At 39.6% G+C, this 19,838-nt stretch carries 18 protein-coding genes, 3 tRNA genes and 1 pseudogene; 9 read left to right on the top strand and 13 right to left on the bottom strand.

From position 1 onward, the window contains the following. From ACERC8_RS04590 to ACERC8_RS04555, 8 genes are all read right to left on the bottom strand, one after another. Positions 1–759, bottom strand: coding sequence for a type II CAAX prenyl endopeptidase Rce1 family protein (locus tag ACERC8_RS04590; protein ID WP_373658714.1), 759 nt, complete (start codon positions 757–759; stop codon positions 1–3). 118 nt (positions 760–877) lie between these two features. Next, positions 878–1,075 (bottom strand): DUF951 domain-containing protein, encoded by a 198-nt coding sequence (locus ACERC8_RS04585; protein WP_373658713.1) that lies wholly within the window; start codon positions 1,073–1,075, stop codon positions 878–880. Positions 1,076–1,086: 11 nt separating this feature from the next. After that, entirely contained in the window at positions 1,087–1,818 is a 732-nt protein-coding gene (locus tag ACERC8_RS04580; protein WP_373658731.1) for a diacylglycerol kinase family protein, read from the bottom strand. Next, the gene (locus ACERC8_RS04575) at positions 1,815–1,970 is read right to left on the bottom strand and encodes a hypothetical protein (protein ID WP_373658712.1); all 156 of its coding nucleotides are present in this window, start codon (positions 1,968–1,970) and stop codon (positions 1,815–1,817) included. The genes ACERC8_RS04580 and ACERC8_RS04575 overlap by 4 nt, the downstream gene beginning before the upstream one ends. Positions 1,971–2,004: 34 nt before the next feature. Then, positions 2,005–3,141, bottom strand: a complete 1,137-nt coding sequence (gene dnaN, locus ACERC8_RS04570; protein WP_373658711.1) for a DNA polymerase III subunit beta — start codon at positions 3,139–3,141, stop codon at positions 2,005–2,007. Positions 3,142–3,295: 154 nt separating this feature from the next. After that, positions 3,296–4,645 (bottom strand): chromosomal replication initiator protein DnaA, encoded by a 1,350-nt coding sequence (dnaA, locus tag ACERC8_RS04565; protein WP_373658710.1) that lies wholly within the window; start codon positions 4,643–4,645, stop codon positions 3,296–3,298. Positions 4,646–4,829: 184 nt separating this feature from the next. Further along, the gene (locus ACERC8_RS04560; RefSeq protein WP_373658709.1) at positions 4,830–5,609 is read right to left on the bottom strand and encodes a ParB/RepB/Spo0J family partition protein; all 780 of its coding nucleotides are present in this window, start codon (positions 5,607–5,609) and stop codon (positions 4,830–4,832) included. A 65-nt stretch (positions 5,610–5,674) separates the two neighbouring features. Further along, positions 5,675–6,895 carry a S1C family serine protease gene (locus tag ACERC8_RS04555; RefSeq protein ID WP_373658708.1) on the bottom strand — a complete coding sequence of 407 codons (1,221 nt, stop codon included), beginning with the start codon at positions 6,893–6,895 and terminating at the stop codon, positions 5,675–5,677. A 138-nt stretch (positions 6,896–7,033) separates the two neighbouring features. Between ACERC8_RS04555 and rlmH the strand changes: the two genes are divergently transcribed. Both rlmH and ACERC8_RS04545 read left to right on the top strand, forming a co-directional pair. Beyond that, complete coding sequence (gene rlmH, locus ACERC8_RS04550; RefSeq protein ID WP_026216570.1) at positions 7,034–7,513, top strand: 23S rRNA (pseudouridine(1915)-N(3))-methyltransferase RlmH; 480 nt, start codon at positions 7,034–7,036, stop codon at positions 7,511–7,513. A 9-nt stretch (positions 7,514–7,522) separates the two neighbouring features. After that, positions 7,523–8,176 (top strand): YoaK family protein, encoded by a 654-nt coding sequence (locus ACERC8_RS04545; RefSeq protein ID WP_373658707.1) that lies wholly within the window; start codon positions 7,523–7,525, stop codon positions 8,174–8,176. A 32-nt stretch (positions 8,177–8,208) separates the two neighbouring features. Here ACERC8_RS04545 and ACERC8_RS04540 read toward each other — a convergent pair. Then, positions 8,209–8,282, bottom strand: a tRNA-Arg gene (locus ACERC8_RS04540). Between the two features lie 124 nt (positions 8,283–8,406). On the opposite strand from ACERC8_RS04540, the gene ACERC8_RS04535 reads away from it, so the two are divergent. Both ACERC8_RS04535 and ACERC8_RS04530 read left to right on the top strand, forming a co-directional pair. Further along, positions 8,407–8,478: transfer RNA gene (locus tag ACERC8_RS04535), tRNA-Glu, on the top strand. A gap of 56 nt (positions 8,479–8,534) precedes the next feature. Then, a tRNA-Asn gene (locus ACERC8_RS04530) sits at positions 8,535–8,607 on the top strand. Positions 8,608–8,919: 312 nt separating this feature from the next. On the opposite strand, the gene ACERC8_RS04525 is transcribed toward ACERC8_RS04530, so the two are convergent. The 3 genes from ACERC8_RS04525 to ACERC8_RS04515 form a co-directional block, all read right to left on the bottom strand. Continuing rightward, on the bottom strand, positions 8,920–11,508 hold the full coding sequence (locus ACERC8_RS04525; RefSeq protein ID WP_373658706.1) for a YfhO family protein: 2,589 nt from the start codon (positions 11,506–11,508) through the stop codon (positions 8,920–8,922). 45 nt (positions 11,509–11,553) lie between these two features. After that, positions 11,554–13,176 (bottom strand): ABC-F family ATP-binding cassette domain-containing protein, encoded by a 1,623-nt coding sequence (locus tag ACERC8_RS04520; RefSeq protein WP_373658705.1) that lies wholly within the window; start codon positions 13,174–13,176, stop codon positions 11,554–11,556. 156 nt (positions 13,177–13,332) lie between these two features. Then, entirely contained in the window at positions 13,333–13,956 is a 624-nt protein-coding gene (locus ACERC8_RS04515; RefSeq protein ID WP_373658704.1) for a hypothetical protein, read from the bottom strand. A gap of 79 nt (positions 13,957–14,035) precedes the next feature. On the opposite strand from ACERC8_RS04515, the gene ACERC8_RS04510 reads away from it, so the two are divergent. Further along, positions 14,036–14,284, top strand: coding sequence for a hypothetical protein (locus ACERC8_RS04510; protein WP_373658703.1), 249 nt, complete (start codon positions 14,036–14,038; stop codon positions 14,282–14,284). Positions 14,285–14,542: 258 nt separating this feature from the next. On the opposite strand, the gene ACERC8_RS04505 is transcribed toward ACERC8_RS04510, so the two are convergent. After that, positions 14,543–15,418 (bottom strand): YitT family protein, encoded by an 876-nt coding sequence (locus ACERC8_RS04505; RefSeq protein ID WP_373658702.1) that lies wholly within the window; start codon positions 15,416–15,418, stop codon positions 14,543–14,545. 388 nt (positions 15,419–15,806) lie between these two features. On the opposite strand from ACERC8_RS04505, the pseudogene ACERC8_RS04500 reads away from it, so the two are divergent. The 4 genes and pseudogenes from ACERC8_RS04500 to ACERC8_RS04485 all read left to right on the top strand — a co-directional run bounded on the left by ACERC8_RS04500 (position 15,807) and on the right by ACERC8_RS04485 (position 19,759). Beyond that, a pseudogene (locus tag ACERC8_RS04500) lies at positions 15,807–16,393 on the top strand (GNAT family N-acetyltransferase). 11 nt (positions 16,394–16,404) lie between these two features. Beyond that, positions 16,405–17,427, top strand: a complete 1,023-nt coding sequence (gene trpS, locus ACERC8_RS04495; RefSeq protein WP_373658701.1) for a tryptophan--tRNA ligase — start codon at positions 16,405–16,407, stop codon at positions 17,425–17,427. Between the two features lie 230 nt (positions 17,428–17,657). After that, complete coding sequence (locus ACERC8_RS04490) at positions 17,658–18,209, top strand: lanthionine synthetase LanC family protein (protein ID WP_373658700.1); 552 nt, start codon at positions 17,658–17,660, stop codon at positions 18,207–18,209. Further along, positions 18,209–19,759 (top strand): ATP-binding cassette domain-containing protein, encoded by a 1,551-nt coding sequence (locus ACERC8_RS04485; RefSeq protein WP_373658699.1) that lies wholly within the window; start codon positions 18,209–18,211, stop codon positions 19,757–19,759. The genes ACERC8_RS04490 and ACERC8_RS04485 overlap by 1 nt, the downstream gene beginning before the upstream one ends. Positions 19,760–19,838: the final 79 nt, after the last annotated feature.

The raw sequence follows: 19,838 nt of genomic DNA, 5'->3' as shown, positions 1-19,838 counted from the left end.
TCAACCTCCAACAATATTAGGTTTAAATTGGTAAAAGAGATACAAGGATAGCATCAATAAAAAGGTGCTCTGCATAGCTATTGTCGCTGGACTTTCAGAAACACCAAATAGCAGCATAACAGCTGTCCACCAATGAATACCCCCATGAACAGCAACTGCTGCCCAGCTCGTATCAAATATAATGGTTAGTAAGCTAGCCAGACAAGCAAAGCTAAACGCATATCCCATGACCAATAAACCCATCCAAATACCTTCCTTAAACAGGTGGATTGCATGAATAGCTGTAAAGAGAAGGACTGACCAAATCATAGAAGTTAATTGGCTATATCGAGTTTTCAATCTATTTAATATATAAGCCCTAAAAATCAATTCTTCTGGAAACCCTTGTTTGATAAAAGCCTCAGCAAAGAACATAATCAAGGTAAAAATAATAGCAGTAGCATTAACTGTTCCACGAATTAAAAAAGGCTTTTCATGAAATACTAGTCGAGCTATCACAGCACTCGTCACAACAGGAAGGGCTGTTAGCATCAGAGAAACTAAAAATCCCTTAGCTGATTTTTTGGTCCAAGTCATCTTTAAAACTGATAACCTTGTTTTGTCAAATATTACGGTAAAAAAGTAAATAAGGACAACAGCAAAACTATTCATCAGCAAATCAATTAAAGGACTTGGAATATCAAAATATGCTAATCCTATAGAACCTAATAAAAAAGTGACCGTTAGCATTATCGATTGTAATAAGGGATGGTGTTTCATGAGTAATTCTCCTTTTAACGTGATAAGGCTAGTATAAGCCATTTTCGGCTGAAAAACTAGCAACATCTTACGCCACTATCCATTGCATAATCCTCTAAAAACCGCATAGTTATAGCTTTTATAACTGTAGTACCTTCTTCATCTTCCGCTCAAAATCATGGCGGCTCATCATAACAATGTGCTCGCAGTTGGTGCATTTGATTTTGATGTCAGCTCCTACACGCACCACCTCCCAGCTGTTGGCTTTTTTACCAGTTGATTTGACGGTGCAGGCGTGGGGCTTTTTCATTTCCACAAGGGATCCTAATTGATACATCTGATTCTCCTTTAACTATAAATCCACCTGGTCTGACAGATCAAATTAATACTTGACAACTCTGTCAAGTCACCGTCAATCTGAACAAGCTCAGGCTTTTCAAATTCTATCTCCACCTCTTGCCCTACTAAGTGAGAGAGGTGTTTGCTTTTCTCGTGACCTTTCAAAAGAATGGGGACCAAGGTCAGTAAATTGCCAAAAATCCCTCTATCCTTTGCCCAAACACAGACCATTTCCTTTCTTGTCACATGGCTGCTCGTCCAGATGGTCACCCCACCACCGAAAAAGGTGTTATTAGACACAGAGAAGAAAAAGAGATTATCAAGGTCAACAAGTTGACCGTTAACCGTCAGACGGACAGACACAGGGCAAGTGACAAAGAGGGCTTTAATTCCTAGTAAGATATAGGCTAACTTGCCCATAGAAAAACAGTTCAAGCCCTTTTTAAGTCCTGATTGCTCAGATAAAGCCACAGTCTGAGCAGCATAGGTAGCGTCTAGGCTGTTCACCACCACTTGCTGGTCATTGGCTAGAACAGTGGTGGCTTTGGGAGCATGGTTGAGCAGTGACCTCATGACCTGTGCCATCGTGAGACCACCTAGCGAACGAGCAAAATCATTACCAGAACCTGCTGGTAAGTAGGCAAAGGGAAGCTCAGCTGGCCAGTAACTCAAAGACTTGGACAAGGTCCCATCTCCACCGATGATGAGGAAACGGTCCCTAGACGGCTCAAATTGGCTCAGAATAGTCTTGACATGTCTTTTCTCATCAGTTTTGCCTTATCTGTGGCAAATAAAGCATAGGAGAGTTCTGGATAGGTCTTCTTGAGGGTAGCAACCAGCTGAGTAGCTCTGCCATTGCCAGAAGAGGGATTGTAAAGAATATATACTGTCATCTATCTACCAAAAAAGCCCACGAGGAGCTTTTGTTTAATTGGTGCGCACAGGCGTCACGAGTTGGATAAAGTTCTCACTATCATCAGCAGGAGTGAGGGTAAAGGGACGAACAGGAGAGATAAAGCGAATAGTGACCTGTTCACTCTTGATGGCTTTGAGGGCATCAATCAAATAAGTCGGGTTGAAACTGATGGTCAACTTACTGCCTGAGATACTCTCGGTATCAAGTTCCTCGTGAACCTGACCAACCTCTGGCGAATTAGCATGGGCAGCGACAGCCTTACCTGTGATTTCAAGTTTTACTGTCCCATTTTGAGTCGCATTAGACATGAGGTGAGCACGCTCCATAGCCTGACGAAGTTTGCTAGTGGTGAAGACCACTTCTGTGTCGAAAGTCTTTGTCAAGAGGCGGTCGGTATCGGGATAATTCCCCTCAAGCAGGCGCGTGTAAAAAGAAATAGTTTCTGTTCTAAAAAGCATCTGGCTGCTAGAGAAGAAGACTTCAACTGTCTCAACCTCATCATTAAAGACTGCTGAGAATTCTCTTAAGGAACGACTAGGAACAACCACATCAAAGTTATCGCTGGCTTTTTCCAAGCTGATTTGACGTTGGCTCAAGCGGTGAGAATCTGTTGCGACAGCCTTGAACTCTTGATGATGAGATAACACCAGATGCACACCAGTCAAAATCGGACGACTTTCTTGAGTGCTAGCTGCGAAGGCTGTTTCTGCAATCAACTGACGTAACACTTTGGTTTCAAAAACGAGAGGGTTGCTGGTTGAAATTTCTTGCAGACGAGGGTAGAGGTCAACATCCTTACCTTTTAGAATAATTTCAGACTTACCGCTACGAATAACAACTTGTTTTTGTTCAATTTCAGTGACCTCGAGGCTGACATCAGGCAGACTTGACACAACATTGATGAAAAAGTTAGCTTCAAGTAAGATGGCACCTGGTGTCGTAATTAAAAGTCCTGCATCTTCTTGAGAACTTGCAATGGTATGCTCAATTGAAATTTGACCATTTGACCCTGTCAGGGTCAAATAATCTTTCTTAACCTCAATTTTAATTGTAGACAAAATAGGGATAGCATTTTTACTTGAAATAGCTCGCTTGGTGGCATTTAAGGCTTGTAGGAAAAAAGCTTTATTGATGGAAAATTGTAGCATGGCATCTCCTTTATTTTATAAGTATTAGAATTAGTAATAGTAGTAGGTCTTGTTGATAATGGGGAAAAGACAATTATTTATTGAATTAACTAAGCAAAAGCACTGTGGATAACTTGTGGAAAAAGGGTAACTTAGAAAGAAAGTTTTACACAGCCTAGGTCAGTTTACTTTTGATGGTATTGATTTCGATTTCCAGATTGACATCTTGTTCAATCATGTCTTTGATTTTATTATAGGAATGTAGGACTGTTGAATGGTCTCGTCCACCGAATTCTTTTCCGATTTTTGGTAAGCTGTAGTCTGTCATGACACGGGTCAGATAAATGGCAATTTGACGAGCTAAGACAATATTTTGTTGTCGTTTAGTTCCTTTTATATCTTTAACAGCAATGTCATAGAATTTCCCAACTTGTTCTTGAATATCACCAATAGCGATGACTGTTTTTTTGATTTTGTCCGGCTTAATGGCACGAAGAGCCTCAGCAATCAAATCTACGGTAATGATTGTTGCACCTTTAGCATTAGCCACAAGGCTAATATTTTTTAAAGCCCCTTCTAGCTCACGCACGTTAGAATCAAATTGATTAGCGAGATATTCAATAGCTTCTGTCGGGAAATCAAAGGCATAATCTTGTATTTTATCAAGGAGGATAGCCACACGTGTTTCGTAGTCAGGAGGTGTAATGTCCTGTGTTAACCCCCAACTGAAGCGCGTCACAAGACGTTCTTCCAAGTCATTTAGCTGGTCAGGCGCACGGTCACTGGTCAGCACAATTTGCTTGTTATTAGCGTGAAGGGCATTGAAGGTATTAAAAAATTCTTCCTGCGTCCCTGTTTTTTTGGCCAAGGATTGAATATCATCGATGAGAAGGACATCCAGCTCTCGAAATTGATTTTTCAATTCTTCCATGCTGGATAATTTGATGTGGTTGACAAATTCATTGACAAAATCTTCAGTGGTGATGTATTTCACCTTTGCTCTCGGGTTGTCTTCCGATACCTGATTGCCGATGGCATTCAGAAGGTGTGTTTTTCCAAGTCCAGGACCGCCCCAGATAAAGAGGGGGTTATAAACTGTTCCTGGGTTACTGGAAACAGCTAGAGCAGCCGCAAAAGCCCAAGCACTGCCTTTTCCTTGGATGAAATTATTAAAGCGGTATTTTGGATTGAGATTGGCTTGTTGAGGTGAGTGATAGACCTCCTCAACAACTGTTGGTTGAGCTAAGCTAACCTGTCTAAACTCATCGTTTGTGATGTCCTCATCAGTGAGGTAGTTAATCTTAATTTCATCATCATAAACCTCAAAACCAGCTGTTAAAATAATTGATTCAATATTGGTTTGCCAGAAATTTTGTTTGACTTTTGGGACAAGAATTTGGGCAGTCTTATCCTGAACCTTTATCAATTTAGAATCAAGTATAAAATATTCAAAGGTTTTTTCAGTGAATTCTTTTTTTGATAAGTCTAGTATCTTATTCCAAAAGAGATGTTCTTGTTCAGTCATTAGTGTCTCCTTGGTTGCTTGTTCTTCTATTTTAGCATATTTTAATAAAGTTTTCCACAAGTATATTAGTTTCCTTCCACATTGTTAAAACAACTTTTCCACAAGATGTGGAAAAGTTGTGAATTCATTTGATAAGCTGGTTATTTAAGATGAATGACTTGTGGAAAAAGGCTGTTTTTAAGATTTACTTATCAACAGCAATCGTCAACCTGTTGATAAAATTGTCGATATCATCAAAAGAAGAAAATTCAATTTTGAGATGGCCTTTGCCTGCTTGATTGAGAGTGAACTGACAATTTAATCCCAGTTGTTGTTTTAAAAGCATTTCTTGTTCTTTGATAAAACGATCTGATTTTTTTGATGCTTTAACAGGTCTTGTTTTTAATTGCCTTTCGAGTTGGCGCACGGTCCAATCCTTTGCAATGGTCGCCTCAAGCCAATTATTTTGGTTTTGTTTAGGGAGGCTTAGTAGCAGTCTAGCATGCCCAGAGCTGATACGCTTAGTGATGAGAGCTTTTTTTGCCTGTTCCGTTAAGTTAAGCAGTCTCAGGCTATTTGAGACATAAGGACGAGATTTTCCTAACGTGTTAGCAATCTCGTCATGGGTAACACCTAGTTTATCAATCAATTGCTGATAGGACAGGGCTTCTTCTATGGGATTAAGATCATAGCGCTGAAGATTTTCAATGATAGCTTGCTTCATGCTTTCTTCATCAGTTAGCTCTTTCACAATAGCTTGAATATGCGTTAACCTAGCTAACTGGCAGGCCCTAAAACGACGTTCACCAGCAATCAATTCATAGCCAACAAGAGGTGATTTTCGGACAATAATAGGCTGAATTAAGCCATTTTCTCTGATGGATTGGGCTAGTTCTTCCAATTCTTGTTCTGAAAAGTTCAAGCGTGGTTGATAGGGATTTTTTGAAATGCTATTGATAGGAAGATTGACCAGTTGCTCTGCCATATGACCTGCTTTCTATGATAAAACTCACTTTACTTTATTGTAAAGTGAGTTTTTAATCTTGTCAATTATTGCGTTGAAGAGAGATCTTGAGTTGTTTTTGTCAAGGTGATGTTGACTGTTTTCTTTTCATTTTTTCGATAGAAGGTTACAGTAATTGTATCACCGAGTTTATTTTTATAAAGAACGCTCTGAAGGTCACTGATAGAATGAATCGGCTCATCGTTGATGGCTGTGATGACATCATAAGGTTCAAGTTTGCCCTCTGCAGGCATGCCTTCTTGAGCGCTAGCAACGACAATGCCACTTGTAACGTCGTTTGGAAGATTCAACTGACCGTAGAGATTGGCAGCGACGTCGGTGAGATTTGCCATAGTAATCCCGATAACTGGTCGAATGACCTGACCGTTGGTTTCAAGTTGGCTGATAATGGACACAACGTCATTTGATGGAATGGCAAAGCCCATACCTTCGACAGCAACGTTGGTGCGTGATGAGGTGATTTTGACCGAGTTAATCCCGATAATCTGTCCTTTGATGTTCACAAGAGGACCACCAGAGTTACCTTGGTTAATAGCGGCATCTGTTTGGATGGCATTGATTGATACGGTCTGTCCTTTATTGTTGGTTGAGGTCACTGTTCGGCTCAATCCTGAAATGATGCCTTCTGTGACAGAATTGGCATATTCACTGCCAAGTGGACTACCGATAGCGATAGCAGGTTCTCCCAGGGTAAGTGTGGAAGAGTCCGCAAACTGTGCGACAGTTTGGATGGTGTCAGATGAGATTTTGATGACGGCTAAATCGGAATAAGTATCAGCTCCGACCAATTCTCCCTCCAGTCGAGTGCCGTTTGAGAGGATAATTTCGAGTTTTTCAGCCCCTTCAACCACATGGTTGTTTGTCACCACGTAGGCAAATTTTCCATCTTTTTTGTAGATAGCTCCGGACCCTTCACTGTGAACGGCCAATTCTCCAGATTGAGTTGTGGCACTGCTATTGCCAAAAATCCGACTGTATAAATCCTCTTGGCTAACTTGTGTTTGGTAGTTAACCACAGAAACAACAGCATCTTGGATTGTTTTGACCGCTTCAGTGGTGGCTGTTTTGACTTCTGTCTGGTTAATGGTTACCTTACTTTCACTACTATTTGTGGTGGTCGTTGTTTGCGAGATAATGTTATGATTAGGTAAATAGCCGATTAGGGCGTAGGTTGATAGCCCGCCGATGATTCCTGATAAAACCATCAGCACTAAGATAATTAATCGTTTAAAAAACTTAGATGTCATAGTTTATTCTCCTTTTGATGTTGTGGATAATATAATCCCCTTGACTTAATTATATCTTAAAACAGTTAAAAAATAAAGTTTCCACAGTCTGTGGAAAACCTTGTGAATAACAACAATATTTTGTGGTATAATACTATTATGAACATCAAATTAATCAGTGTTGGAAAATTAAAAGAGCACTATCTCAAAGATGGTATTGCAGAATATAAAAAGCGTCTTGGCCGTTTTGCTAAGGTTGATTTGATTGAAGTTGCTGACGAAAAAACACCTGACCGCGCTAGCTTTCTTGAAAATCAACAGATTATGACGAAAGAAGCAGAACGTATTTTAGGTAAGATTGGTGACCGTGATTTTGTCGTTGTTCTAGCTATTGAGGGGAAACAGCTGTCGTCAGAGGATTTTAGCCAGCTTATTCAGGAAAAGATGACGGCAGGTTATTCCACCTTGACCTTTGTCATTGGAGGGAGTTTAGGGCTTTCTGATGCTATAAAAAAGCGAGCTAATGTTAACTTGAGTTTTGGTCACTTGACACTGCCACATCAGCTGATGAGGTTAGTCCTTATCGAACAAATTTACCGTGCTTTTATGATTGCTGAAGGTAGCCCTTATCACAAATAGGAGAATAGTGTGAGGAAACATCGTGTGTTTGATGCCTTTTGGGTAGCCTTTACCATGGCTGCTATCAGCGGGTTTATCAATGCTTATACTTACAACACTCAAGGTGGGCGTTTTGCAGGTGCTCAGACAGGAAATTTAATTTTTCTTGGTCTTCGTTTAGCTGAATTCAAATGGCTTGAGGCCTGGTCTTATTGTTTGCCTATCTTGGTATTTGGTATAGGGCAATTGCTGATTTATGTGATGAAAGACTGGGCGTTATCAGCTGGTTGTCCTTACCATTTGTTAGCGATACGCGTGATGATGGCTCTGCTATTTCTCGCAGCTGTTAGCGATCCAATGGTCGATAGTGATATCACCATATCGATGCTAGCCCTTTTTTCATCATTTCAAGTTGAAGTGTTTAAGCGAATCGGATCTATCCAGTATGCCAATGTCATGATGACGGGAAATGTTAAGGCAGGTGCTTATCTTTTGTCAGAAGGCTTTTTATCGGGCAATCAGGTGAAAATCAAACAAGGTATGCAAAGATGTGCTGTGTTAATCAGCTTTATTCTTGGCATTATCCTTTCCCATTACCTGTCTGCCTTTTTGGAGGAATTCGATTTATTTTTACTGTTTCCTCCTCTGTTGGTTATTCATAAAGTTATTCGTCAGGAAAAATAAAACAGCCAAGGAAAACCTTAGCTGTTTAACTCTGATTCCAGCAGGATTCGAACCTGCGACCGTTCGCTTAGAAGGCGAATGCTCTATCCAGCTGAGCTATGGAACCATAACAGAACCATTTTACCAAAAACCTTCTCTAGTTGTCAACGGCTAAAAAGTTCAAAAAAGTTGAGCAGTAGACTAGACAAAACAAAAAATATCTGCTAAACTGATAAAGTATTAAACGACACGCTCCGTTGGTCAAGGGGTTAAGACACCGCCTTTTCACGGCGGTAACACGGGTTCGAATCCCGTACGGAGTGTTCTANCGCCTTTTCACGGCGGTAACACGGGTTCGAATCCCGTACGGAGTGTTCTATCCGCCATAGCTCAGTTGGTAGAGCGCATGACTGTTAATCATGATGTCACAGGTTCAAGCCCTGTTGGCGGAGTATAAAGTACATAGAAACGTTGAAAAATCAACGTTTTTTTCATTTTTCAAATATGAGATGCTTATATTTGAAAAATGAAAAGTTAGGAAGTTAGTAAAATCATTTTTATAGATATTAACGTAGAAATAGTAAATCAAAAAAGTTACTATTTTTTAGACAAAAAGAAATAACCCGTCCCTACTTTTGAGCGAGTAGGACGGGTTATATCTGAAATACGAGCCACCGTCTTAAACGGTTCTGCGTTGAGCTGAGTTCCCGCTCAGCTCTTTTCTACTTCCATTATATCATTTCTAAAATAAATAGCAAGTTTCATCACATTTGATGGTGGCAATTTTGGACATTTGATTGCTTGATGAGTTGCCGTTTTCGATGAGAATAAAATAAAACAAAAGAAATTATTCCGATGCTGGAGAGTATAGTTGCTGCTTTTAGCCCATTTGGGACAAAGGTCAATACAATTTCTCCATGCCCTTTTTTGGCATCTAGGAGGATTAAACCACCGTTAGCAGATTTGACAGGAAGTGGTTGCCCATCTTGTTTAGCTGTCCATCCCTTATCATAGGGGAGGGTGACCAAAAGCGAGGCGTCAGCCGGGCTATCATAGGTAATCGAGACTTGATTGCCGGCAGATGTCACATTCACTGCTCGGCTATTGACCTGATCGATCGCTTGCTGATAAGCTAAGGTATCCAGAGCATAGATATTGGGTTTATGGAAGCTGACATCAGTTGTCTCAGGAAAAATCAGCTCAATCTCAAGGTTTTGAGCAGAGGCATAATACCCTAAATCAAATAATGAAAAAGCATTGTCACGGGTAAAACTCATCAACTGCCCATTGATAAGAATTTTTGTTTCTTTATTATCTGGATTTGACGAGGTGGTATGAGGCAAACTCAGATAAACTTGACTATTTGAGGTGACCTCAATGCTAAAATTAGCACTAGATGAACCATCGTCTTTTTTGACAGTTGTGACAAGTTGCTTGTCAACATCTGTTAGGTTATCTGTAAAGCTTGACAATTTATAAAAATACGTATGATTAAGACCTGATAACTGATTGAGTAGCTTGGTTTGGTTGTCAAGTGTATTGACAGTAAGGTCAAAATCAGTAAATGGTTCCTTAGTCAGAATAGCTAATTGGCTAGCATTACGATTTTCATAAAGAAACATCTCACCAATTTGGTTTCCAAACTCAAAGCCATATTTATTAAGGGGGTTATGATGCAGATTGAAAGTGATGTTGAACAGACTGTCAGCAATTAAGGTATTGTTTTGGTAACGCAGATTGAGATTTGTGCCGTCAGATCGGAAACCAAATTTATCCAATAATTGGCTAGATTGACGGTTACGAACAGATGAAAATTGAGAAATCCCGTTATAACCAAACTTCATGCTATCATTACCTGTTTGTGGTAGCAACCTTTCCATGCGAAAGAAAGTTGCATGCTTATCCTTTGCAGACTTGACAAGGTTGTCAATATCTGACAACTGTCTCTCATAGCTATCACGTGATGGAAAATGCCATTCTTGGCTTAAAGCGTTTAACTGATAGTAACTGTTGACACTTATTTCAAAAACTGTAAAGAAAATTGTCAAGATAATGTAAAGTTTATATGGGATTTGTTTAGCGTGAAAACTGACAAATATAATGAGATAAGCCAACAGGAACAAGGCTGTTATCCCAAATTGCTCAATGTGTAAAAAAGGGTAGTGGGAGCGGAAGTAGACTGTTGCTGAAAAACCAACCAGTAGAAAAGCAAATACGGTGATAAGGTGTGCCCATTTGACCTTTTCAAGATGCTCTAAAGTTTTCCCAGCTAGATAAATAATGCTAATGGAAAAGACCCATGAGTAGCGATGAAGAAACATATTTGGCGCATGCATCCCCTGCCAGAACAAGTCCAGTGGCTCCAAATAAAAGCTAGCTATAATTGTCATCAAAAGCAGTGCATAGGCGAGTTTAACGGGCCATTTGATAGATTTTATTGTGAAAAATAGCAGAGCGAGAATCAGGGGCAACAAGCCAACATAAATCATCGGAATAGATCCGAATTTAGTGGTATCATAGCTACCGACAAAATTTTTAGCAAATAAATCCAGATACCAAGATTTTTCTGTCAAGATGTTTGACAACTTTGTCAAGGTTTCACCATGTGTTCTCAAATCCAGATAGGTTGGAAGGAGCATGACGGCACTGATTAAACCAGATAAAACAGAACAAATGATAAAATCAATGATTGAGCGCAAGCGGTGCTTGACAGTATCTGTCAACTGAACCAAAAACCATAAACTGATAAAAATGGCTGTCATGTACCCAAAGTAGTAATTTTGGATAAAGAGTGTGGTTAAAGCAGTGACGTACAACCAGTAACTTTGCTGATGAATCAACCGATGCAAACCAAGTATAATCAAAGGAACTAGGATAAAGACATCCAGCCACATGTTGATTTCAATTTGGCTTATGCTAAAACTCATCAAGGCAAATGATGTTGATAGACTGATAAGTAACCAATGATTGGCTTTTTTATAAATAGTTGACAGACTTGTAAAGGTTGATAAACCTATCAAACCTACTTTGAGAAGTGTAAATAAGTAGAGCGCATCAGGCATCAACTTGACCTCAAAAAAGTAAACCAAAGGAGACAAGAAACTACCTAAATAATAGCTCATTAACGCATAAAAATTAAGCCCTAAACCACTTGTAAAGCTGTAGAAAAGACTATCTTGACCGTGCAGGATATTTCTCAGTGTTGTTGCAAAAATGGCATACTGATGAAAACCGTCACTGGCTAGGATAGTGGTATCGCTTCCCCACCAGATATTTTGGATTGACAAACTAATTGACAGTATTGTCAAGGGAATAAAAAAGCTAGCAAGAAAAAAGAAATATTTTTGTTTCATGGATTATTTTTAAGAAAGAGAGCTGGTTACCCAACTCTCCATAGATTATTGTGCCCAAAGAGCCTTAACCTTGGCTTGCACTTCAGCATTTTCAAGGAATTCATCATAAGTCTCGTCAATACGATCAATCACCCCATTTTTAGAAATGACCAAGATGTGGTTAGCGAGTGTCTGGATAAACTCATGGTCATGGCTGGCAAAGATAATGGATTCTTTGAATGCTTTGAGACCGTCGTTGAGAGCCGAAATAGATTCCAAATCCAAGTGGTTGGTTGGGTCATCAAGGATGAGAACATTAGACTTGAGGAGCATGAGTTTGGATAGCATAACACGCACTTTTTCGCCCCCTGACAAGACGTTGACAGGCTTGAGAGGCTCATCACCTGAGAAGAGCATGCGGCCTAAGAAACCACGCAAGAAGGTGTTATCATCCTCTTCCTTGTTGGCAAATTGGCGGAGCCAGTCAAGGATAGACTCGCTGCCAGCGAAGTCTTTGGTGTTGTCTTTTGGCAGGTAGCTGCGAGAGGTAGTCACGCCCCACTTGATTGTTCCCTCGTAATCAATTTCTCCCATCAAGGCACGGATGAGAGCAGTTGTTTGAATATCATTTTGCCCGATAAGAGCAGTCTTATCGCCCGGACGTAGGATAAAACTGATATTGTCCAAGATAACCTCACCGTCGATGGTTACTTTCAGGTTTTCAACGGTCAAGAGGTCGTTACCAATCTCGCGTTCAGACTTGAAGTTGACAAAGGGGTATTTACGGCTGGACGGGACAATTTCTTCCAGCTCAATCTTATCCAACATCTTCTTACGAGAGGTGGCTTGTTTAGATTTAGAAGCGTTCGCTGAGAAACGAGCAACAAATTCTTGGAGTTGCTTGATTTTCTCTTCTGCCTTAGCATTGCGGTCAGCTTGCAGGCGAGCAGCCAATTCAGAAGATTCTTTCCAGAAGTCGTAGTTACCAACGAAAATCTTGATTTTACCGAAGTCCAAGTCAGCCATGTGGGTGCAGACCTTGTTTAGGAAGTGACGGTCGTGAGACACCACGATAACGGTATTGTCAAAATCAATCAAGAAGTTCTCCAACCAAGTGATGGACTGGATGTCCAGACCGTTGGTTGGCTCGTCTAAGAGGAGTACATCAGGCTTACCAAAGAGGGCTTTGGCAAGGAGCACCTTGACCTTATCGCCGTTAGCAAGTTCGCTCATATTTTGGTAGTGGAGGTCCTCAGAGATATTGAGGTTTTGGAGCAATTGAGATGCTTCGCTCTCTGCTTCCCAACCCCCAAGCTCGGCAAAAGCACCCTCTAGCTCAGCCGCACGGACACCATCTTCCTCAGAAAAATTTTCTTTCATGTAGATGGCGTCTTTTTCTTTCATAATGCTGTAAAGCTCATCATTGCCCATGATAACCACGTCAATGACACGCTCGTCCTCATAGTCAAAGTGATTTTGACGCAGGACAGAGAGACGCTCATTTGGACCTAGTGACACGTGACCAGTTGTTGGCTCAATATCGCCAGCCAGGATTTTCAAGAACGTTGACTTACCAGCACCATTAGCACCAATCAGACCATAGGTGTTGCCCTCAGTGAATTTAATGTTGACATCGTCAAAAAGTTTTCGGTCGCTAAAGCGAAGCGACACATCAGAAACTGTTAACAAACGTATTACCTCATTTTTTCTATAATCCCCTTTATTTTACGATAAAGTCGCTGTTTTTTCAAGGGAAATAGCAGAGCAGAAAGAGGATTTTGGCAAAAAAGAACTTGACAGGATTGTCAATCTTGTCAAGTTCTTTTGATGAAACACAAGGTACGATTAGAAATTATAGAAATTTGTCTCAGTGCTAGCATATCCTGTGTAGTTTGAATTTCTATAATAGCGTGTAACAATTTTCCATTGTCTGTTTCCAAGGTGAAGGTAAATATCTGAAATATAGTAAGGATATGGAGCACGTGAATCTTGCCAAGCACCATAGAGGTTAATTGCTGTGTAAGCTGCCCCTACTAACCAACCGTAGGGTCCTATCGCAGCGCCTAGTTTACCAATCAAATAGCCTATACCTAAATCAGCAATACTATTAGAAAAGCTGTTAGCAAGTTTATTACCGTAAACGGTCTTAACGTGGTTCCATCTATTAGCATCGTATGACCTGAAAGAAGTGACATTAGTGTTCGTATAGGTGGAAAAAAATTCACCGTTTAAATAAACACCATCTAAACGAAGTTCTACTGTTTCAATTGTCCCATTCGGGTAATGGACTTGTACGGTTTGTTTATTGATTTCTACAATTTTTATGTCATCAATATTGATAGAACTAGTTTGTGTCATTCTAGGTTCTTCAGTTAGTTCATCTGCGACCACAGCGACGCTTGGTAAAAAAGTGGAGAATAGTGTCAGTGCTAGGAAGCTAGTAGCAGTAGATTTGAGTAATCGTCTCATAACGACCACCTCCTTTTATTTGATTTTTTTATAATTATATTATACAATATATTTATCAAAAAAGAAAGCAGAAACAGTTATGGATAGAAAAAAAGATTCAAAATCATTTTTTATCAACTTAGTTGGTATCTTCCTTTACGTGGTACTATCAGAGGTCAGTCTAATTTTTGTGTTTAGAAATGACATCCTCAACGGTTTTTACCAGCCTTGGAAATTTTATGCCATCGTCATAGCGATTGTCCTGATCAACTTGTTGACTGGACATAGTCTCTACAAGCACTATAAGAAGGAACTTGAAAAAACTAAAAAAAAGTTGACAGACCAGTAAAGATCGTCAACTCTGTCAAGCTGTTGTCAATCTTAAATAAAAAGAAACATGTGATGTAAACGTTCAGACTTACTTTACTGATAAAGTGGCAGTGTCATCGGTTATACTCATTCCGCTTCCACCACTATAATAGCTCTTTTATTCTATAGTATTGAACTAACTATACCAAACACTATATTCGATCAAAAGGTTTTGGTAACCCTTAGGGTAAAAAAACAGGTTTACAGAGGCATCAAATTCTGTAAACCTTCTGTTAATCTAAACTGGTGGCAGGACATCTTCTTCACTAATTTCAAAAGATTTGTGTAGACTGAAGCCGCGTCCCATGACTTGAGTAGCAGGCATGATAATGATAAAAGCTGCAGGGTCAATTTTTTGGGCAAGGTGTTCAATGGTCGGCACTTCGACTGTTAAAACAGTAATCATCAGCATACGTTTTTCACGACCTGTATAGCCACCAAAAATAGGAATTTCAGTGACACCACGGTTGGCTGCTTCCGCCACTTTTTCCTTGATTATGGCTGATTTTTCTGAAATAATCATGATATTTTTCGATGACTGGAATCCTGCTATCATTAGATTGACGACATAGCCTATAATCAGTAGGGCAATAATAGAATAGAGGACAGTGTCAATATTTTTAAAAGCGATGAGACCGGTTAAAACAACAATACCATCGACAATTGTCATAGCTACACCCAGAGATAAGGGTGTGTATTTGTGCAATATCCAGATGGGAATACTGGTCCCCCCTGTTGAGGAATTGCCCATAAAGACTAATCCCATACCAACTCCAAGGATAATAGCACCGAAAACAGCTCCTAAAAGCTGATTTTGCGTCAAGCTAGGCATTTTAGCAGTCAGATTGATAAAAATTGGAAAAACAAAAGAACCATAGAGTGTCGAGATAAAGGTCGATTTTCCTAAAAAGAAATAGCAGAGCACAAGTAACGGAATATTGATAGCGAGCGCAACTGTTCCAGCTTCCCAACCAAACATGGCTTGTAAACTCAAGGAGAGTCCTCCGATACCACCAGAAACGATGTTATTTCCAGCCATAAACCCATTTATACCAACAGCAGCAATGAAGCAACCAATGGTTACTAGGGCATAGTCTTTTATTTTTTTTACCATGTTTTTCTCCTTATCTATAGTTTCACGTGAAACGTTGATAATTCTATTATGACTGATAAGAGGTTAATCGTCAAGGGTGCGAATGATTTTATCACCTTGACAAGCACCATAAAATTAGCTAAAATAAGCCTATCAGATAGAGTAATAAGAATACTGTCTCTAGAGAGTTGGCGGTGCTGTGAGCCAATGGCAGAGCTTGTGAAATGGGCTGATGGGTGAAAACCATACAGAGAATGCAAATCCATAAGCATCGGGTGCACTCCTTATCGTGTCAATAGAGATGACAGAGTTGTCAATACGCTGTCAAGTAGAGGTGGTACCGTGTCAACCCAGATGCCCTCACGCTAGTTTTTTAGCGTGGGGATTTTTTGTTTGAAGGGAGTTTAGGATGAAAAACATCTATCAATTGTTAGCTGAACATCAGGTTTTAGAAACAGAACGTCTCTTGCTTCGTCCAGTGACCCTAGCAGATGCCGAAGAGATGTTTGCTTACGCTTGTGATCCTGACAATGTTGGTCTTTCATGCCGAACCAATCCTTAGATGAAACCAAACATATTATTGCGTCAATCTATTTAGCCAGCCCACTTGGTCGCTGGGGAATTGAACTCAAGGAGACAGGGCAGTTTATCGGAACCTTAGACATGCACCACTTGGTTGAAGCTGTCGGACGAGCAGAGTTTGGCTACACACTGAACAAAGCCTTTTGGAATCAGGGGTACATGACAGAGGCGGCTCAAGCCTTTCTTAACTTGTTTTTTGAAGATCTTGGCATGAACTGCCTGATTGCTCGTCATGATCAGGAAAACCCTGCTTCAGGTCGAGTTATGGCAAAAATCGGGATGCAGTTTAGTCACGAGGAACCCTATGCCAAACGAGACGAAAATGACCCTGACCGCATTGTCACCGTGATTCATTACCGACTGACCAAAGAAGACTATTTTAATCAGGTTGACAAGCCTGTCAATCAACTGTAAAGGAGAACATCATGACTAAACCCATTATTTTGACGGGAGACCGTCCTACTGGAAAATTGCATATTGGGCACTATGTTGGCTCGCTGAAAAACCGTGTCTTGTTGCAAAATGAAGGCAAGCACGACCTCTTTGTCTTTCTGGCCGACCAGCAGGCGCTGACGGACCATGCCAAGGAACCACAGACCATCGTGGAATCTATTGGGAACGTTGCCCTGGATTACTTGGCAGCCGGTCTTGACCCAGAGAAGTCAACCATTTTTATCCAGAGCCAGATTCCAGAGCTGGCCGAGCTGACTATGTACTACATGAACTTCGTCTCTCTTGGTCGTTTGGAGCGCAATCCAACTGTTAAGACAGAGATTGCTCAAAAAGGGTTTGGAGAGAGCATTCCGACGGGCTTCTTTGTCTACCCCATTGCCCAAGCGGCAGACATCACAGCCTTTAAAGCCAATCTCGTTCCTGTTGGCACTGACCAAAAGCCTATGATTGAGCAAACCCGTGAGATTGTCCGTAGCTTTAACCACACCTACAACTGCGAAGTGCTGGTCGAGCCAGAAGGCATGTACCCTGACAATGAAGCAGCAGGTCGCCTGCCAGGCCTTGATGGCAATGCTAAAATGTCCAAATCCCTCAATAATGGTATCTATCTGGCAGACGATGCTGATACGGTAAAGAAAAAAGTCATGTCCATGTACACCGATCCCAACCATATCCGTATCGAAGACCCAGGAAAGATTGAGGGCAATATGGTCTTCCATTACCTTGATGTCTTTGGCCATGAGGAGGATAAGGCAGAGATTGCAGCCATGAAAGAGCACTACCAGCGTGGCGGACTTGGCGATGTCAAGACCAAACGCTATCTCCTTGACATCATGGAGCGTGAGCTGGCGCCCATTCGCGAACGCCGCTTGGAATTTGCCAAGGATATGGGCGAGGTTTACCGCATGCTGGAAATGGGCAGTGAAAAAGCCCGTCAAGCAGCGGCTCAAACCTTGTCAGAGGTCAAAGCTGCTATGGGGATTAATTATTTTTAAAGAAAACATAACATCAAGTAGGAAATCATTTGTTTTCCTGCTTGATGTTGTGCTTGATTAAAAATTAAAAAATTTTTGATGTTAAACTGTTTTTTTTTTTTTTTTTTTTTTTTTTTTAGAAGTGATAACGAATAAATAAGTGAGGCAGCTGATAGATGTCATTAAATAACAGTTTCAGATGCTAATACGATTCTAATGTTTTAATAAAAGCGTAGAAATTTTATTCGAATTTGCTGAGCACTTTCATAAGTGTTCAGAATTATCGCTTTTATAAAATTTTCTATAAATATATCAAAGGTATTAATTCTTCTTTTAAAGTTTTTTCTCCATATTTATATGATGGCATTGCTGGTGTAGGTTATACTTGTTTAAGGCTTTATCAAACGACAAAGAAAGAATTTTATTATACTCAATTAATAAATATTATAAGCGCTTCTTTGTTTGAATTGACATCATTTGTTACTTATATGAGAGGTATGGCTGGTATAGTTGATTTTTTATTGGATTGTCTATTTGTTATTAAAGATAGTAATTTGAAAAATAAAATATTATATAAAATTGAAAAGTTAATAGATAGTATGTCTTTATATTTTGATGATGAACAAGGACTTTTCTTAGGGGAACAATTGTTCAAATTGTCTGCTGATTTAGTATCAGGAACATCAGGGATTTTATTAGTAATGAAACGTTACATGAATTATAAAAATGATGGCGTTTTAACAGTTAGTCATTTTATCAATCTTGATGAGGAAACTAAATTATTTGAAGGGGAAATTTATTAATGGTTTTGCGTCAATTTATCAGTAAGAGATATTTTTTATTGTCCCTAATGTTTGCTATTTTGAATGGTATGGGAACTTTAGTTGTTCCTGTTATTATATCTAGTGTGACTGATGCTGTTCAGAAATCAGATTTAAACTTATTGATTACAGGTATTATTTTTGGAGTAGTTGCTTTTTCAGTCAATCAACTATTTTCTTTCTGTTTTGACTATTATAAAGCCAAACTTAGTCAATTTTTTTTACAGACAGCAAAAAATGCTATATTTCAACAGTCTTTTAGTGAAAAAGAAAGTTATGATGTTGTTCAAAATATGATGTTCAATGATTTGAGTTTACTGGAAGAGAATTATCTGCAAGCTTGGAATCAACTAATTTATTCACTTAGTTTTTCAACTGTTTCAGCGGTATATATTTTTATGATCAATTGGGAATTAGCTATCATTTTTATGGTATTCGCTATTTTTCCCATTGTTTTCCCAAAATTATTTGAAATACAATTACAAAGGGCAGTTGATATCTGGTCAAATGAAAATAAAAAGTTCATCAAAGATTTTACTGAATCGTTTAAGGGAATTAGTGTTATAAAACACTCTCGTCAAATGTCTTATTTTTTTCATCGGTTGATGTCTCAGTTGATACGTTCAGAGAAGGCAAATTTTGATAAAAAATTAGCACCTGTAGTGATGAACTTCTATCTGGGATTGACGGTAGGTGTCTGCCTTCTGCTTCCGTTTGGGATAGGTGGTTATTTTGCTGTACAGGGAAAATTATCAGCGGGTTCCCTTTTAGCTGTTTTTCTAGCTTCTGATCGCGTGATTGCTCCACTTGAACGTGCAATGGGACAGTGGAGTGCTATCAAATCAACAAGACCAATTTTGGAGAAAGTGACGACTTTTTTTGAAGATAGCTTTGAATTAGATAGTAGCAAGGGAGCTGGTTTTGCTGTTGAATCATTAGATTTTGTGACAGCAACAATTGGTTATGATAATCCGCTTTATGAATTGACGAGATCCCTTAGACCTAACGATAAAGTGTTATTGACAGGTAAATCAGGTTCAGGTAAATCAACTTTATTTAAAGTATTGTTTCGTCAGCATCATCTTTTATCTGGGCAGATTATGATAAATGGTCACCTTCTTGAAACGATTCCAAGAGCAGATCTCTATTCTAGTATTGGCTATGTGCCACAGGATGTGATTTTATTTGATGACACGATTGGCTTCAATGTCACCTTGGGACGAGATATTCCTCAAGACGAGGTTAGCAATGTGTTGGATAAAGTTGGTTTAGGAGATAAGGACTGCCATACTGTTGTTGGAACAGACGGTTGTCTACTATCGGGAGGGGAAAAAGCCCGAGTCATATTGGCTCGAGCTTTGGTAGGCAAATATTCGCTAATTTTGATTGATGAATTTTCAGCGTCTTTAGATAGAGAAGTTGCTAGGAGTATTCGCCAATTGCTTTTTGATATGGATGTGACCATAATTGAAATTGCTCATCATGTTGAAGAGTCTGATAAGGTCCGCTATAGTCAGATTTGGGAACTCTAAGTTAGTAAAAACCGAGCTTGTCTGGTAAAAAAGTCACCTTCCGTTCTTGCTGGTGGCTATGGTTTCTTTTTTGATAATA

Origin of the sequence: Streptococcus sp. E29BA (genome assembly GCF_041807805.1) — a bacterium.
Taxonomy (GTDB): domain Bacteria; phylum Bacillota; class Bacilli; order Lactobacillales; family Streptococcaceae; genus Streptococcus; species Streptococcus entericus.
The sequence above is the reverse complement of the archived record's forward strand: the minus strand, read 5'-3'. Positions and strand labels throughout refer to the sequence as shown.

Bases quoted from the DNA above. Each gene is read 5' to 3' on its own strand.
- ACERC8_RS04590 (WP_373658714.1), bottom strand. From the start codon at position 759: ATGAAACACCATCCCTTATTACAATCGATAATGCTAACGGTCACTTTT.
- ACERC8_RS04585 (WP_373658713.1), bottom strand. From the start codon at position 1,075: ATGTATCAATTAGGATCCCTTGTGGAAATGAAAAAGCCCCACGCCTGC.
- ACERC8_RS04575 (WP_373658712.1), bottom strand. From the start codon at position 1,970: ATGACAGTATATATTCTTTACAATCCCTCTTCTGGCAATGGCAGAGCT.
- dnaN (WP_373658711.1), bottom strand. From the start codon at position 3,141: ATGCTACAATTTTCCATCAATAAAGCTTTTTTCCTACAAGCCTTAAAT.
- dnaA (WP_373658710.1), bottom strand. From the start codon at position 4,645: ATGACTGAACAAGAACATCTCTTTTGGAATAAGATACTAGACTTATCA.
- ACERC8_RS04560 (WP_373658709.1), bottom strand. From the start codon at position 5,609: ATGGCAGAGCAACTGGTCAATCTTCCTATCAATAGCATTTCAAAAAAT.
- ACERC8_RS04555 (WP_373658708.1), bottom strand. From the start codon at position 6,895: ATGACATCTAAGTTTTTTAAACGATTAATTATCTTAGTGCTGATGGTT.
- rlmH (WP_026216570.1), top strand. From the start codon at position 7,034: ATGAACATCAAATTAATCAGTGTTGGAAAATTAAAAGAGCACTATCTC.
- ACERC8_RS04525 (WP_373658706.1), bottom strand. From the start codon at position 11,508: ATGAAACAAAAATATTTCTTTTTTCTTGCTAGCTTTTTTATTCCCTTG.
- ACERC8_RS04515 (WP_373658704.1), bottom strand. From the start codon at position 13,956: ATGAGACGATTACTCAAATCTACTGCTACTAGCTTCCTAGCACTGACA.
- ACERC8_RS04510 (WP_373658703.1), top strand. From the start codon at position 14,036: ATGGATAGAAAAAAAGATTCAAAATCATTTTTTATCAACTTAGTTGGT.
- ACERC8_RS04505 (WP_373658702.1), bottom strand. From the start codon at position 15,418: ATGGTAAAAAAAATAAAAGACTATGCCCTAGTAACCATTGGTTGCTTC.
- trpS (WP_373658701.1), top strand. From the start codon at position 16,405: ATGACTAAACCCATTATTTTGACGGGAGACCGTCCTACTGGAAAATTG.
- ACERC8_RS04485 (WP_373658699.1), top strand. From the start codon at position 18,209: ATGGTTTTGCGTCAATTTATCAGTAAGAGATATTTTTTATTGTCCCTA.